Raw genomic sequence first — 14,508 nt, forward strand, 5'->3', positions numbered from 1 at the left:
TGCAGGCAACTCTGCGCGCTTGGCCCGTGGGGTTGATACAGCAGGTGCACTGGCGAGTTAATATCCGATGGTCCTGCGGTAGCGGCGCTATGGCCGGCCCCGACCGAGCGGAGAAGGTGAGCGGTGGAAGATCCGGATGTGATTCTGGTTGCTGGAGTGCGGTACCCGTGGGGTGAAGTCGTGACCGGTCGTCGGCACCGCAATGTCTATGAGGCAATGGCGCTGAAGGGTCTCATTAGTCGCGATGGATGCGATGAGGGATTCGTTGGCAAGACCGGAACCTTTTACACGCGTGAGCAAGCGACTCAGGTTGCAATTGCCGCGCGCCAAGCGCCTCGCGACCTGAGTGGCCCCCTCAACAGCGAGCATTTATGGCCGTTGACACCTGCCGAGAAGAACAAGTGGCGCGATGGCTGAGTTAATGCATTGAGTCTCCGAAACCTCACGATCGCGCACCTGGCAAGTGGTGGGGCTTCCGAGTGGACCGTCACGGGACATCGAAGCCTCCTGCATCATGCTCCGGTAAGTCATTGAATGCTTGTGGCGAACATTGGTCACGATCGTGGGACAAACTCCCATGGTCAAGTCGTGAGATAGCTTGGAGCGCTGCAGTTCACCGATCCGCGATTGGTCATCAAGCGTGAGAAGTCACAGTTTACGTCGACGACGGCGGCACTTTAAGGTGCGCACCGCCGTGCTGCCTAGGGCGAGTGCACGGGCACGCCGGTGTTGACTATGACCGGTGTCGAGCGCCACTGCCTGTATGTCAGCGACGTCGGGTTGGACGTCAAGGGATTGCCAGTCGTCCGCGCTCGGTCTCGACCAGATCGGCGAGCTCGGTCAAGCTGTCTGCGACGACTTGATGCCCGGAGGACGAATCGTACTCAATCAGGTTGATGCCGTAGGCATCGGACATGGCCCTTCCGACCGCCTGGTGTGTGCCTGCCGGGACCACAGCGTAGTGGCGATATAACTCGTCGCCCCCAACATTTGTATTCTCTAGAAGCAGTTGAATGTCAGGGTCCGACAAACTGTAGCCGATAAAAAACAGAGTGTGTGTCGCAAATAGGCTTTGGACCAGTGAGAAGAACCTAGGATTCTCAGCTCTTGCCTTAAAGTACTCCGACCTGGTTAGCACCGTCCGCTCAGGATGCTTGGCGGACCCATGCAATTTGAGAATGAGGCGCGTGGGCGAGCGGAGTCGATTGACCAGTCCAGGATCGTAGTAGTTCAGCACGGAGTACCCATCGCGGGCCTGTCCTTGCACGCAAAGGTCCTCGTACGCTGAGTCGTAATTTGTCGTCATGACTACACGTTGATCCAACCGGAGGACTGCCTCGTGGAGCGCGCCGGTCTCGAGATTCTTGAACTCGTCCGCCAGTACGCGTCCGTACTCTTGCGTTCTCAGATTGGCCCGAATTACCTGCGCCGCATCAAGATACCGTTCCTTTTCCGAAAGTTCCTCTACGTACCGATGATCGTCGGGCGAGCAGCTCGCTGCTTCGGCCAGCAATTGCAGCAAGAGCGGCCAGGACGGAGTCGAATCAAGCATGCCTGCAGCCCGTCGTCGAGCGCAGGCCATGGTGGCACCGGCACCTAGGAACGGGATTACCCGTCGTCCACTGAGTTCGTTGACCAGCGCTTGGTCCCATGCGATGGTCATGATTCCGCACTCGCCAATTCCATGTTCTCCAGGAAGGCGTCTGCGACCTTGCTGATCATTGCCCTGTAGGACTCCTGCTGACGGTACTGAGAACCTACGAGGCCATCTTTAGAGGTAAGTCCCGAAATCGGCACGGCGTTACTCTGCGCTAGCGGGACGAGGCTATACAGATGCGGTATGTCGCCAAGGTTGAGTTGCTCCTGATCGGCTTGCAGGGCGCTCGGAAGGAAAGGCGTCAAAGATTCCTCGACCTGCTTTGGAACCAGCGTCCTAATATTCTCGTACGCCGTCGTCGCTCGGCGGTTGCCTCCGTATGACTTTGTAATGTATTGCTGAACGATGTAGCCAACATATCCGCTACCAATTCTGGGTGGCTCTATGTGGGGGAATTGGGTGAGCCACTGACTCCTCAGTCCCGGCTCGATAGATTGCCAAGAATGGGTATAACCATTTATCCATTTGCTAAGCCAGTTTGAAATGTTTCGGATGCCAATGATGCTAAAAATGTCCGAGCTCAGGGGTGTGAGAAAATTGTCGCAGCCAGCAAGTACTGATCTGTTGATTGACCCCAGACTTGGACCAATGTCATAGAAGGCGTAATCGTAACCGCGCTCATTCAGTACTGCTCGCAGGGCCGAATTCCATGAGGTTCGACGAAATCCCTCGATGTCCATTGCGGTTAGTGATTTCCACGCGTCGGCAAGTCGGTCCTCGGTGATTGCAAATTGCGGATCGCCCGCAATTAAATCGACGCCGAAGCGATTATCGACTGCCCGCAGAACATTTATATCATCGTTTATGTCCGACTCGCCAGTATCAATGGGAGCAAGAATATCGGATATGGTCGAGGTACTCTCGCGCGCATTCATATACAATTTTGCCGCAGGCTCTACACCCAATACTAGCTGGGTGCTATTGCACTGAGGGTCGCAGTCTACGACGATTACCTTCTTGCCTCTTTCTGTTGCTAAGAAAGACGCCAAGTTGCAGGTTAGAGTCGTTTTCCCCACGCCACCCTTGTTATTGAACATGGCAATGCTCTGCACTTTGTCTCCAGACTATTTGACCATACGATATTGCAGGAGGAGCTCAGAACTACTGCCCTCGCATCCTTTGCGGACTCGTCTTCGACTGGGGATTGGGCTTACGCGGCTTCCTATTTCCTGGAAGAACGAGCCGCTATCCAATACTAGGCTTGCAACCAACTCCGCGAACGGGCGCTTAGTTGTGTTCGTCTTGTCGCCTACAAGGATGCTTAGCGTCCCGCCCGCCTTCAACAGCCGAGACCAGTCGGCGAGCCACGCTACAGATCGTTCAAGGAACACGTTTAAGCGCGGAGACACCGCGCTGTCTAGACTTTGCCAGTCTGCATATCCAAGCAGTTCGAGTCGAATGCGGTTATCCCGTGCGTAGTGCAGCTGACCCATGTAGGGAGGGCTAGTGATGATGGCATCGAACGTGGAGTCTTCGTCAAGCTCTCCAGAATGCCCGTGCAACACCGCTCCTGACTGCGGAGCGGCCGTGAGATTAGGTAAGCGCCTGAGCGCGCGGTCAATTTTCCGCGCCAAACGCGTTTCGACGTCACGATACTCGTACAGCTCTGGGAATAGCGTCCTTGGGAACGATTTGTCCCTTAAGTAGGGCACAGTATGGCTCGCCGGATAGGAAAGAAACCCAGGACGTTGATGGTGAGCTATTCCGAGCAAGCAGGCGAGACCAAAGTCGTCGCCTTCGTCCCGCAAGATTCGGACCCAAGTCAGCAAACTAATCAAGGTTTCGGGGTGATACATGTTTCGCAGCTCTTGACTCAGACCGGCCGGCGACACCTCTGGCCTGAGGTTTTTAACACGCGGGAGGTACTTTTCGACGAACTCGTGGCCGCTCGACGGCAGCGACTTTTCGAAAGCGCTCATTTTGGCCCTTGAAAGAAGAACCGCGTAGGGATTCAGATCGCTACCGACCGCAACCCGTCCACGCGACTGCGCCTCCACGAGGACGGTACCTGAACCGCAAAAGGGATCGTAGATGCGGCTACCTACGTCTGTGGATGCATCGACGGCCCATGCCGCGAGCTCGGGTCTCATCTTCCCGAGGTATGGGGAAAGTTCGTGAAGCGATGAGGGTCTGTACTGCTCGTCGATGACCGCGTGGTCTACCCCCTGCAGGTTCACATTCCAACCCTACTCATACGCGATATCAGCGGCAGCCAACTGCTGCCGACACGCCGACGTCAAACTCTTTTGCGGTGCTTCTGCACAGTGCGCAGGAGGGCGCAGCTTGGCGCACCCGCTCTCGCGCAGCGATCTATGCAGAATGCTCTGACCTGCCGCTTTGCAGCGAAGATTGACAAGCTCTCGCGACACTCTCCAGTCTTGTCAAAGTATCCAGGCGTGCCTTGTCATCTTCGCTGCATCTCGACAGTGGTGTTGCTATGGCGACAGCAAGCCGTCGCGAGTGATTCGATACGCGCAGGTAGAAGCTAGCCGTGCTGGTTTGACGAACGACGTCCGCGGCGGCGACTTGCACGCGAACTGCAAACCAACCGTCCAACCATGCGTCCCGACATCGGCGAAGACGAGATACCTCCGCAGGGTGCGGTCACCAACCGTGACGTGCTGTGCAATGCAACAGCGAGGATGTGTCTGGCCGGTCTCCGACGTGTTGATCCCGATGAGATCCGCTTGACGGCTGTTGAATCGTTCGGCGGCGGCGGCGACTCGATGGGGAAGGTTGGTGAGCCGGCGCTCTCCGCGCGGATGCCGAACGTCTATCCGTGCGAGCCCAGCTGGCCGGCGGTCACCGAGCGGTCGAGGCACACGCGGACGTAGGACAGTTGGGTGCCGGATGCTGAGTACAGAGCCATGTACTCCTGGTCGATCCCGCCGCCGACGTTGATCAGTCCGAAGTCCGGGAGTGCCTGTGTGAGGGTTCCGGTGATTCGGCCGTGCACCATCGATTGGCCAGCGGCATCACCGAAGAGCGGGCCGTTGAGGATGGTGAATGTCAGGTCGGGGAACGCATGCCACATCGCGCTGAACACCTCACGCACCTCGCGAGCGCTGTGGAACACAGCACCGGGGACGAAGTCATCGTCGAACACGGCATTCTCGGTGAGCACCTCGGTGATGCCGTCGAGATCGTGACTGTTCAGCACCTCGTAGTAGCGGGACAGCAGATGCGCCAATGTGTTTGTTTCCATGGCGGTTCTCTCCTTCAATCGACTGTTGGGTAGGGATTCGGCGACCGCATGGGCGGGCGTGTGCTCGTTCAGTAGTTCGTGCCGGCTGGCCGGTCGGTCGGCACGAGGGCGATACCGACGTTGCGCCGCATCCCGCCGCGCAGCTTGCTGAAGAACTGGAACAGTGCGCCGAGCGGGCCGTACTGGCGGGCGACGGCGGCGTAGACCTGTGCTGTCTCTGCAGGATCAAGAATTGTTGCCGTCGCGTCGACGGGTGGACCTTTTGGGCGGCCGCGGCGGTCGCTGGCGGCGACGGTGACGTGTGGGTTGTTGCGGATCCGCTTGACTTTCCAGGAGTCTGCTTCGGTGATCACCAGAAGTCGGTCCCGGTCGGGGGCGGCCCAGATGATGGTCGGCTTGGGTCGGCCGTCCTTGGTGAACGTGGTCAGCAGGATATTCCGGGATCGTGCGATATCAGTGAAGGCGGCCATGGCTTTGGTGGTCCCTGTTGGCGTAGTGAGTCGTCAGATGGATTGGTGTCAGGTTTGGTCTGACGCCGTGATCCTGTCGGCCAGATACAGCTCGAAATCACCGGGTTGCTGCATTCCCGCGCCGAGGAACCCGGCGATCCGCTGCTGTACGGCAGGGTCGGCGAGCAACTGGTAGAAGCGGTCCTCGGTGGCGGTGAACCACGCGATGTCGGGTAAGCCGCTGTGGGAGTTGAGCGTCTCTTTGGCGGCGGCGATGGCGGCCCGGTCGAAGCCGGCCACACGTCGGGCGAGGGCGTCGACGAACTGGTCGAGTTCGGCGTCGGGCAGGGCACGGTTGATCCACCCGTAGGCGGCGGCAGTATCGGCGTCGAAATCTTGTGCGCCGATGATGATCTCCAGTGCGCGAGCGCGTCCGGTGCTGAGGGCGAGGCGCTCGCTTCCGCCACCGCCGGGGATGAAACCGAAGCCGACTTCCGGGTGACACAGGATCGCCTCCTCCCGGCTGGCGAACCGCAGATCGCAGGCCAGGGCGAACTCACTGCCGACCCCGCGGGCGCGCCCGCGAATCGAGCAGACCGTGAGAAACGGCGCTACCTCGAGCCGCACGGCAATGTCGGGCCATAGCGCCAGCCCGGTGGTCGGTTGTGGGTTGCGGTCGAACTGGTCGGCGCGGAGCAGGTCGACGTGGGCCATGAAGAAGTCGGGATTGGCGGACTCGAAGACCACGACCTTCACCGAGCCCCCACCCTCCCAAGCGCTGAGCGCTGCACTCAGCTCACCGACGAGGTCGGGGTCGAACAGGTTCAGCGGCGGGTTGTCGATGACGACGTGCTGGTATCCGGGCACAGGCTCGGTGATGGTCAAAAGGGGCATGGTGCGGCTTCTTTCGCGACACTGATCGGATCTCAGGGGGCTGGAGTGTGGGTGACGAAGCTGGCGATGACGTCGGCGCTCATCTCGGGGTACTGGTGCTGGGGTCCGTGCCCGCTGTCGGGCCAGGTGGCCACGAACAGGGTCGGCCAGGTGTCGTTGACGGCGTACCAGTTCTCCACCGGGAACACCAGGTCGTGGTCACCCGACAGTGCCAACACCGGGATGTCCGTGGTGGCGAAGAACTGCGCGTAGGCGCCATCGGGGTCAGGGAACGGTGTGGTCGGGTCGGCGGAGGCGATCAGGGAAGTGTTGAAAACTTCGGCAGGGGTGGCGAAGTCGGTGATCTCACCGCGTTCGGCGATCCGCGCCAGGTAAGCGTCGGCGAGGGCCCGACTGCGCGTCGAGTTGGGTTCGAAGAACAGGATGTACTCGTCTTCGGCGTCGTACACCGGTTTCATGGCTGTGGGGAAGAACAGGTCCTCTGATGGCTTGACCATCAGTCCCGGCGGCATGGTGCCGATGGCCAGCACGTGGCTGACCTTCTCGGGATGCAGAGCGGTGAAAACCATTGCGGCGAATCCGCCCAGTGACCATCCGCCAATGATGACTCGGCCCAGGTCGAGGGCGTCGACGAGATCGTTGACGTCCTTGGCCATCTCGGTCTTGCCATAGCTTGGGTCGCCGGTGGAGTAGCCCAGTCCCGAGTAGTCGAACACAGTGACTGTGAAACGCTCCGCGAGTTGATCGAGGAACAGGGGGTCCCAGCTGTCCATGGTGCCGCGCAGTCGAATACAGAGCACCAGGTTCGGGCCGGTGCCGAACGTGCGGTACGCCAATGTGCGGCCGTCGACGTCGACGGTCTGATTCGGTGCGGTGAGTGCGGTGGTCTTGTCTGTGGCAGTGGTCATCTCGCTCCTTTCCTGGCTTCGGCTCGGCGGATTCAGGCGAAGCGCTTGGCGAACTGGAGTGCTTCGTCCGCGACGCCGGGCCAGCCGTGGTCGATGACCAGCGAATGTCCGCGGTCTTCGACCTCGACGTACTCGGTCGTCTCGGGGTTCTTGAGTTGCTTCTTGTAGCTGCCGTAGGTGAACGCCTTGGGTGCGGTGGTGTCCTTGGTTCCGGAGATGATCAGCAGCGGACCGCGGTTGGGGTTCTTGACGTCGACCTTGCACGCCTTGCTGAAGCTGAAGTTGGCCAAACCCGCTTGGAACAGTGGCATGCCGGAGGCCGGCACGTGGTAGGTGTCGTACAGCTTGCGGGTTTCGGCCTCGGAGAGGTTGTTGCCCCATCCGTACTTGAACTGTTCGAAGGTCAACGTGATCGCCTTCTTGCGGTTGGCGGGGTTCTTGAGCACCGGGAAGCCGGACTTGAGCGCCGAGAACGGTAGCGGAAGAACGCCTTTGATGGGCGCGTTGTCGATAGCGATGGTCGCGGCGGCTGCGCCGTCATCGGCGATCTTCTGGACGATCAAGCCGCCGAAGGAGTGCCCGATGACGACGGGCTTCTGCCGCAGCCCGGACATGACGGCCAGGTAGTGATCGGTGACGGTCTGGACGTCTTTTCCCGCGAACACCGAGGGGTTGGCGTAGGCCTCTTGCCGGGTACGGGGATCGTCGGGCCATCCCGGCGCGAGCGTGGTGTAGCCGTTCTCCTCGAACAGGTTGCGCCAGCCGTCCCAACTACTCGGTAACAGCCACAGGCCGTGCACGAAGACCACGGGTCGCAGGCCCGACGCGTTGGCGCGTTCGACTTCGGCGAGTTCCCATTGCGTGACGTTCTGGTTTTCGTGCTTTCCGGACATCGGGTGTGCTCCCTCGGGTTGGCGTGGTGGGCGTTGGTGAAAACGCTATTGGACGGGCGGTCAGTCTGTATTGATCAAATGTGCACTGAAACCGTGCATTTCGTGCACACCGTGGTGCTCATTCGGATGTGACGACGGCATGAACCGTGCGTCGTAGAAGGCACCCGCGTCAGGTCTTGGCCGGCGGTCGTTGCCTGTCAGGACGGACGGTCAGACAGAACCGAGATGGTTCTTGCGATACTCGCGCGGGCTCTCACTGAAGAGTCGGCGGAACGCGCGGGTGAAGTTGGCCTGGTCCGGAAAGCCCCAGCTGTGGGCGATCTCGGCGATCGTCCGTGTGGCGCCGTCGTCGCGGATCAGTTCGCGCGCAGCGCCTTCGAGGCGCTGGCTGCGCACCCAGTCGCCGAGGGTGATGCCGTGCTTGGACAGGATCAGATAGGCATACCGTTCGGAAATACCGTGCTCTTTGGCCAGTCGCGCCATGTTCAGATCCGGGTCGCGCAGGTGCATCTTCAGATACTCGATCATCCGCACGCCGAGGCTTTCGTGCAGTGGCTCACGGGCGCGGTAGTCGTCGCCGGCCGTGACGGCGAACAGTGCGCGCAGCATCTCCAGGGTGGGGCGCTCCAAAGCCTGGCGTTCGGCATCGGGCAGATACACTGCGTGCGAGCCGAGGTCCACCAGATAGCGGGCCACGATCGACCCCAGTGTGTGACCGCGGTTGATCAATTGTCCCAGTTGGTAATCCAGCACGCCTTCCGGTAGTTCTAGCGCGTCGTAGTCGACCATGAAGGTGTGCTTGGCCACGTTGTCGAAAGTGGCGCTGTAGGGCTGTGTTGAGCTGTACGGAACGACGTCGCCGCGGCTGGCGTCGGTGATGGTGTCGTTGTGTTGGAACACCGAAGTGCCGGAGGTGACGACCGACAACATCATGGTGCGTTCGTGGTCCTCGTCTACGCGCTGCGCGCCGCGGTGCACCATTGCGCCGCGGCCGTGGCACGACACCATGAACAGCCGGCCGAAATAGTCCGCTGTCGTGGACACGTGCAGTTCGTCGACGGGGATGGTGGACACGTCGATCGGCACCGGGTTCTGCTGCAGCAGTTCCCGTAGCGCAGGCTCACGCTCGTCGGGCTCGATTTCATCCAGGTCGAAGCTCATGGGCATGGGCTTGATTCCCTTGTCGTATCGCTGGTGGGTGCGGTCGCCGGCCCCGAGGTGGTCACCGAGCTACTGGCCGCCTCGGTGGCCGCGGTGAGGGCAGCGGTGAGGGTTTCAGCGCGTGCGAGACAGGCGAGGAGCACGCCGGTGTGGGTGTCCCCGGCTCCGGTGGTATCGACGACCGTGCCGACCTGCGGTGCGGGGATGTGCACGACGGAGTCGGCGAGTGGTCCGCCCGTGGCCAGGCATCCGTGCGGACCTTCCCGCAGTACCACCGCGAGGTCGCCGGACATGCCCGGCTGACTCAGCACCGCCGCCAGCAGATCGGTGTGGTGGGCGTCATCGGCGTCGGCGAGGATGCGCGCCTCGCGTTGGTTCAACGTCAGGACGTCGAGACGGGGAAGGACGCGCGACCACACCTCTGCGGGGATGTCGGCGATCAGTGGTCCGGGGTCGAGCAGGACTCGCGGACCGACGGTGCCCCGTTCGAGGTGTGTCAGCCACTCGGCGATCACCGGTCCGCTGCCGGCGTAGACCAAGTCGTAGCCCGAGAGGGCGATCAGGTCCTCGGTTCGCACGTCGAGGTCGTCGAGATCTGCTATGTGCACGATGGATTCGGCGCCAGGAGTGGTGATGAACGTCCGCTCTCCGTCCGGTTCGACCAGCACGATGCAGAATCCGGTATCGCCGTCGCGTCGGGTGGGGAACGCTGCGGGGATGCCTTCGGCGCGCAGTGCGGCTCGGACGCGGTCTCCGTGGGGCCCGGTGCCGTGCGGCCCGGCATAGATGCACGAGGCGCCGTGACGTGCGGCGGCGGCGACGACGTTGAATCCGGCGGCTGCGTCGGTATGGGTCCCCGCGGCCAGTACGTCGCCGCCCCTGTCCGGCAGGCGCGGAACCTCGACCGCGAGGTCGACCAGGATGCTGGCCAGCGAGATCACCCGTCCGCGGTCACCCACGAGAACGCCTCGGTGGATCGACGCCCACGATGCCGGCAGTGGACGGGGTTGACTCCGGTCGAATCACGCTGTCGGACAGTGCATTCGACGAGTGATGAGAGCTGAGCTGGCTCAGTGCGGAGAAGAGCACCGCGGCGCTGATGCCGGCCACCAGCCAGCCCAGCGAGTTCTGCCCGACCCAGGTCGACGCCCACGGACCGGCAAACCACACGGTGTCGCCGACGCCGGCGCGAGTGAACAACACGCCCAACGTGATTCCCGCCAGCCAGGCCAGCAGCGCGGGCCAGTTCACGCCCAGGCGGTACCAGTACACGCTGCCCGAGGTGGTATCCACCAGGGCCGCCGCGTCGTAGGAACGGCGGGTGCTCATGTCGACCAGGAACACCGCCGCCCAGGCGGTCAACGGCACCGCCAGCAGGGTGAGGAAGGCGGTGAAGGGACCGAAGAAGTCCTGCGCCACGATCGTGATGTAGATACCACCCGCGGTGATGAGCACGGCGTCGACGGCGACCGCGGTGGTGCGCCGGATACGTATCCCACCGGTGAGCAGGTTCAGTCCCGAGGAGTACATCGACAGATCCGCGCCGGCGATCAACCCGAACACCGCGGTCATGAGATACGGGATGATCATCCAGTTCGGCAAGACCGTGCCGATTGCGGCGACGGGATCGTTGGCTGCTGCCAACTCTGCGTCCCCCGAGGCCATCAGCGCACCAGTGGAGATCAGCACCACCAGCGGGAGGGCCGCACCAGCGACGGTGACCGCCACGATCCGCGCTGACCGGGTGGCTCGCGGCAGATAGCGGGTGTAGTCGGCACCCGCCGTCAGCCAGCCCAATCCCGTTCCCGCGGCGATGAACCCCACCCCGCTGATGACCGCGGTCCACGATCCGGCGGGCATGTCGAGCACTTCGGCCCAGTCGACGGTCAGCAGCAACAGCCCCACGACGACGATGCTCAACGCGCCGAACACCCAGGTCAGCCATTTCTGCACCCACATGACGGTGGCGTGGCCGAAGAGTCCGACAAAGGCGGCGATCATCACCACTACGAGGACGCAGGCGGCGGTGGTGACAGTGCCGGTGGGAACGCCGATGAGGCTCAGGACGCGGACCAACGCGAACGCCGCTGTGGTGCACATGACGGTTTCCCAGCCAACGAAGCCCAGCCACGACACCAGGGTCGGCGCCCAGTTGCCCCGTATGCCGAACACCGCACGCGAAAGCGTCAACGCCGGCGCACCACCTCGCTTGCCGGCCGTGCTGAGCAGGCCGACCAGGAGAAACGATCCGGCTGCCCCCAGCGCGGCGACCATCGCCGCCTGTACCACGTTCAATCCGGTGAACGTCACCAGCGCGGCGCCCAACGTGATTCCCAGTACGCCCATGTTGGCGCCGAACCACATCCAGAACAACCCGAGTGGTTCGCCGTGGCGCTCCTCGTCTGGGACAGGCTCGATACCGCGTGATTCGATGACGCCCACCGTGTCACCCATGTGCTCGCTCACCTAGGCACCTCATCGCCGATGGCCGTCAGTCGCAGGCGGACAAGGTCTTTGGTGAGCGAATCCAGATCCAGGTTCGGGTTGGCCGCCATGAGTTCGGCGATGACCTCGGCGGGGAAGGCGCTGGCGCCGACGTGTGCTGCGACGACCGCGCCGGCCATCGCGGCGATCGTGTCGCAGTCCCCGCCGAGACTGGCGGCGCGCCGGCAGGCCTCCCATGGGTCGCCGGGGAACATCGAAGCCATCGCCAGCGCCGCGGGTATGGCTTCCTGGGTGGCCACACCGGTGCCGATGAGCGTGCTGACGGAGTCGGCGGCGTCCTCGGGTGCGGTACCGGCAACCAGATTCAGCGCCCATCGGATGCGGGCTGCCACGTCCGCGCCGGCCACGTAGTACCCGCGATGCGCACCCATCTCGGCGGCGTCGACCGCACGATCCAGCGACGCCGCCAGCGTGTTGCCGTCGATACCCGAACTCACCGCGGCCGCAATTGCAGCGGCCCCGGCAATCGCGATCCCGGTGTTGTGAGTTACGAAGCTGACCGCCTCCACAGCGTCGACCAGGCGGCCCAGATCGGCAGCGGGAGTGGCGATCCCGACAGGAGCAATCCGCATGGCAGCCCCGTTGGTGTCACCCCACCGACCTGATCGATTCGTCGCCGAACCCGTTTCAAACCGCTCGAGGGCTTTCAGCGTCGACGGCCCGAGGAGGTCGAGCGAACCGCTGGCCGCCATGCGCTCCTGCCATGCCAGGAGTCGCTCGGCCAGCAGCTGCGGATCGACCCGCCCGCCACCTTCGACCAGCAGGCGCCCGACGATGACCGCCTGATCGGTGTCGTCGGTAACCCGGCCGGCCGGCAGCCCGGCGCTGATCTCGTTGTCCGGCGGACCCGGCTCGAAACCCGTCAGCACCCCGTAGCGCGCCCGCACCACCTCCCGCGGAAGATATTGAGTCGGCATCCCCATCGCATCACCCACCGCGAGGCCGACGAGGGCCCCGTGCGCGCGATCACACGCTGCGGCTGGTGACGCCGACGCGCTCACGGCGCCGTTCCGTAGCTGTGCTCGATTCGGAAGTGGGTGGGCTGCAGCAAACTGGTCACGAACTCGATCACGGCACCTGAGACGTCGTAAATAGTGTGCTCGGTCTTAAGGAAGGCCTCGCCGGCGGAACGGCCGAGCAGTTCGGCGTCCTCGGTCCCCAGTACCGCGACACCTATCGACTCCCGGCCACCTGCCGCTACCAAGCCATGCGCTTCCATTGTGGCAGCGAGGGATTCGTCGACGAGCCCGGTGGCCACCACGGTTTCCAGCGACGAGCGCCACGGCACCCGACTGCGCTCCAGGGAGATGGACTCACCCGCAGCTGTCATGCGAACCCGATCGACGACGAGGAATTCAGCACTCGGCAACGACAGCCGCGCGGCCAACGTAGGCATCTCCACTTTGCCCAGCGCCAACAACCGGGCCGACGTCGAGACACCCTTCGTGGCGAAGGCCCGCGACCAGCTCGACGCGTCACTGAGCGGGTCCCCGTCGAAGTTCACGAACGAACCCGAACCAGTCAGCGTCTCGATCAGACCGTCCTGCTGCAACCTCGACAACGCCTGCCGGATCGTTCCGCGGCTCACCTCGAATTCCTGCGCAAGCTCCATCTCGCCCGGCAGCCGGCCACTCGGCGGTATCTCACCGAGGCGGATCCGCTCGGCGAGCGCACTCGCGATCTGGCGGTACTTCGCGGCAGCCATCCAGCTCCCCATATCTGTATAGACAGATCGCACGTTGTCTGGACAGATTAGGCGCGCGGCTCACAAACCGCAAGATCAGAGGAGGGCTGAATACTCTGCACAGGGCTCCCGGGGGACTTTGAATTCCCGGGCCGACATCGTTACCCGCCGACCGCCCTGCGCGTCATGACCTTTCGGTCGATATCAGGGAGGTTGCCTCGCGCCATAGTCGGCTCGCGTTGTCATCGTCAAGTGCGTACGGTGCGACTCCACTGGCACGACCGAGCTTCTCGGAGCGTTCGGTCACCACGTCGGCTTCGTTGTTGTTCTCGAAGTACCTGCCGCCGATGCCCTCGGCCAGCGGTGACGCTGCCAGCAACACGGACGTTGCCGCGCCCTGTCCCACAGATTTCTGAAACTCTTCAGGGGTACGCAATCCGCCGGTGTGCTTTTGGAGGCCGGTGGCGATCGCACCCGGATTCAGTGCGTTGGAGACGATTCCGTCACCTGCCCACCGTGCAGTCACCTCGACGGCCAGTAATACGGTCGACGTCTTCGACTGACCGTATGCGGTCATCGGATCGTAGGGTCGAAACCGGTAATGGAGGTCGTCGAACACCACCGGCGAGAACAGGTGTCCCGTGGAACTGACCGACACCACGCGCGCCCCGCCTGCGGAGGCGAGTGCTTTGCGCAAGTACACGACGAGCGCAAAGTGACCGAGGAAGTTGCTTGCGAACTGCATCTCGCATCCCAGCGCATTGCGCTGCAGCTCGGGCAGGGCCATGACTCCGGCATTGTTGATCAGGATGTGAAGCGGCCCGTCCCACGCCCGCGCGAAGGCCGAGACGGACTCCAGATCTGAAAGATCCATTGGCGCAGCCTGGATGGCGTTGCTTCCTGTGGTTTGCCGTAGCTCTTCGGCGACCTTCTTGCCGGCATCGAGTCGACGGACCCCCAGCACGACCTCGGCACCGGCCGCTGCCAGTGCGCGGGCGGTCTCCACACCCAGTCCGCTGGTTGCGCCTGTGACCACCGCCCGCTTCCCGGTGAGGTCGACACCGCGGATCACTTCGTCGGCCGTCGACTCGAACCCGAATGGCGTCGTTATCTTCTGCATCGCGCTCGGTCCTGTCGTAGATGTGCAGCAGC

15 protein-coding genes are annotated in these 14,508 nt (G+C 62.7%); 1 reads left to right on the plus strand and 14 read right to left on the minus strand.

The window, feature by feature from the left end; translation table 11 throughout:
* Positions 1–123: 123 nt before the first annotated feature.
* Positions 124–417, plus strand: coding sequence for a hypothetical protein (locus ABDC78_RS00700; protein ID WP_178359002.1), 294 nt, complete (start codon positions 124–126; stop codon positions 415–417).
* A gap of 370 nt (positions 418–787) precedes the next feature.
* Here ABDC78_RS00700 and ABDC78_RS00705 read toward each other — a convergent pair whose 3' ends face one another.
* The 14 genes from ABDC78_RS00705 to ABDC78_RS00770 all read right to left on the minus strand — a co-directional run bounded on the left by ABDC78_RS00705 (position 788) and on the right by ABDC78_RS00770 (position 14,476).
* Positions 788–1,663 (minus strand): SIR2 family protein, encoded by an 876-nt coding sequence (locus ABDC78_RS00705; RefSeq protein ID WP_178359003.1) that lies wholly within the window; start codon positions 1,661–1,663, stop codon positions 788–790.
* On the minus strand, positions 1,660–2,709 hold the full coding sequence (locus tag ABDC78_RS00710; protein WP_178359004.1) for an AAA family ATPase: 1,050 nt from the start codon (positions 2,707–2,709) through the stop codon (positions 1,660–1,662). The genes ABDC78_RS00705 and ABDC78_RS00710 overlap by 4 nt, the downstream gene beginning before the upstream one ends.
* A gap of 12 nt (positions 2,710–2,721) precedes the next feature.
* Entirely contained in the window at positions 2,722–3,834 is a 1,113-nt protein-coding gene (locus tag ABDC78_RS00715; protein WP_178359005.1) for a DNA methyltransferase, read from the minus strand.
* 596 nt (positions 3,835–4,430) lie between these two features.
* Complete coding sequence (locus ABDC78_RS00720) at positions 4,431–4,862, minus strand: nuclear transport factor 2 family protein (RefSeq protein WP_178359006.1); 432 nt, start codon at positions 4,860–4,862, stop codon at positions 4,431–4,433.
* 68 nt (positions 4,863–4,930) lie between these two features.
* On the minus strand, positions 4,931–5,332 hold the full coding sequence (locus tag ABDC78_RS00725; RefSeq protein WP_178359007.1) for a PPOX class F420-dependent oxidoreductase: 402 nt from the start codon (positions 5,330–5,332) through the stop codon (positions 4,931–4,933).
* A gap of 48 nt (positions 5,333–5,380) precedes the next feature.
* Positions 5,381–6,205: an enoyl-CoA hydratase/isomerase family protein gene (locus tag ABDC78_RS00730; RefSeq protein ID WP_178359008.1), complete on the minus strand. Its 825-nt coding sequence runs from the start codon at positions 6,203–6,205 to the stop codon at positions 5,381–5,383.
* A 32-nt stretch (positions 6,206–6,237) separates the two neighbouring features.
* Positions 6,238–7,113 (minus strand): alpha/beta hydrolase, encoded by an 876-nt coding sequence (locus ABDC78_RS00735; protein WP_178359009.1) that lies wholly within the window; start codon positions 7,111–7,113, stop codon positions 6,238–6,240.
* A gap of 32 nt (positions 7,114–7,145) precedes the next feature.
* Complete coding sequence (locus ABDC78_RS00740) at positions 7,146–8,006, minus strand: alpha/beta hydrolase (protein ID WP_178359010.1); 861 nt, start codon at positions 8,004–8,006, stop codon at positions 7,146–7,148.
* 210 nt (positions 8,007–8,216) lie between these two features.
* A complete protein-coding gene (locus ABDC78_RS00745) occupies positions 8,217–9,167 on the minus strand; it encodes an AraC family transcriptional regulator (protein ID WP_178359011.1) in 951 nt (316 codons plus the stop codon).
* Entirely contained in the window at positions 9,164–10,126 is a 963-nt protein-coding gene (locus tag ABDC78_RS00750; protein ID WP_218620752.1) for a PfkB family carbohydrate kinase, read from the minus strand. Before ABDC78_RS00750 ends, ABDC78_RS00745 begins: the two co-directional genes overlap by 4 nt.
* Positions 10,119–11,633, minus strand: coding sequence for a cytosine permease (locus tag ABDC78_RS00755; protein WP_218620753.1), 1,515 nt, complete (start codon positions 11,631–11,633; stop codon positions 10,119–10,121). Before ABDC78_RS00755 ends, ABDC78_RS00750 begins: the two co-directional genes overlap by 8 nt.
* Positions 11,630–12,673, minus strand: coding sequence for an ADP-ribosylglycohydrolase family protein (locus ABDC78_RS00760; RefSeq protein ID WP_218620754.1), 1,044 nt, complete (start codon positions 12,671–12,673; stop codon positions 11,630–11,632). The genes ABDC78_RS00755 and ABDC78_RS00760 overlap by 4 nt, the downstream gene beginning before the upstream one ends.
* Complete coding sequence (locus tag ABDC78_RS00765; RefSeq protein ID WP_178359012.1) at positions 12,670–13,377, minus strand: GntR family transcriptional regulator; 708 nt, start codon at positions 13,375–13,377, stop codon at positions 12,670–12,672. The genes ABDC78_RS00760 and ABDC78_RS00765 overlap by 4 nt, the downstream gene beginning before the upstream one ends.
* A 163-nt stretch (positions 13,378–13,540) precedes the next feature.
* Positions 13,541–14,476, minus strand: a complete 936-nt coding sequence (locus tag ABDC78_RS00770) for an SDR family NAD(P)-dependent oxidoreductase (RefSeq protein WP_178359013.1) — start codon at positions 14,474–14,476, stop codon at positions 13,541–13,543.
* Between the last annotated feature and the right edge of the window lie 32 nt (positions 14,477–14,508).

Origin of the sequence: Mycobacterium sp. DL, from assembly GCF_039729195.1 — a bacterium.
Lineage (GTDB): Bacteria > Actinomycetota > Actinomycetes > Mycobacteriales > Mycobacteriaceae > Mycobacterium > Mycobacterium hippocampi_A.

Excerpts from the sequence above, each read along its gene's own strand:
- ABDC78_RS00705 (WP_178359003.1), bottom strand. The coding sequence starts at position 1,663 with ATGACCATCGCATGGGACCAAGCGCTGGTCAACGAACTCAGTGGACGA.
- ABDC78_RS00720 (WP_178359006.1), bottom strand. The coding sequence starts at position 4,862 with ATGGAAACAAACACATTGGCGCATCTGCTGTCCCGCTACTACGAGGTG.
- ABDC78_RS00725 (WP_178359007.1), bottom strand. The coding sequence starts at position 5,332 with ATGGCCGCCTTCACTGATATCGCACGATCCCGGAATATCCTGCTGACC.
- ABDC78_RS00730 (WP_178359008.1), bottom strand. The coding sequence starts at position 6,205 with ATGCCCCTTTTGACCATCACCGAGCCTGTGCCCGGATACCAGCACGTC.
- ABDC78_RS00735 (WP_178359009.1), bottom strand. The coding sequence starts at position 7,113 with ATGACCACTGCCACAGACAAGACCACCGCACTCACCGCACCGAATCAG.
- ABDC78_RS00740 (WP_178359010.1), bottom strand. The coding sequence starts at position 8,006 with ATGTCCGGAAAGCACGAAAACCAGAACGTCACGCAATGGGAACTCGCC.
- ABDC78_RS00745 (WP_178359011.1), bottom strand. The coding sequence starts at position 9,167 with ATGAGCTTCGACCTGGATGAAATCGAGCCCGACGAGCGTGAGCCTGCG.
- ABDC78_RS00765 (WP_178359012.1), bottom strand. The coding sequence starts at position 13,377 with ATGGCTGCCGCGAAGTACCGCCAGATCGCGAGTGCGCTCGCCGAGCGG.
- ABDC78_RS00770 (WP_178359013.1), bottom strand. The coding sequence starts at position 14,476 with ATGCAGAAGATAACGACGCCATTCGGGTTCGAGTCGACGGCCGACGAA.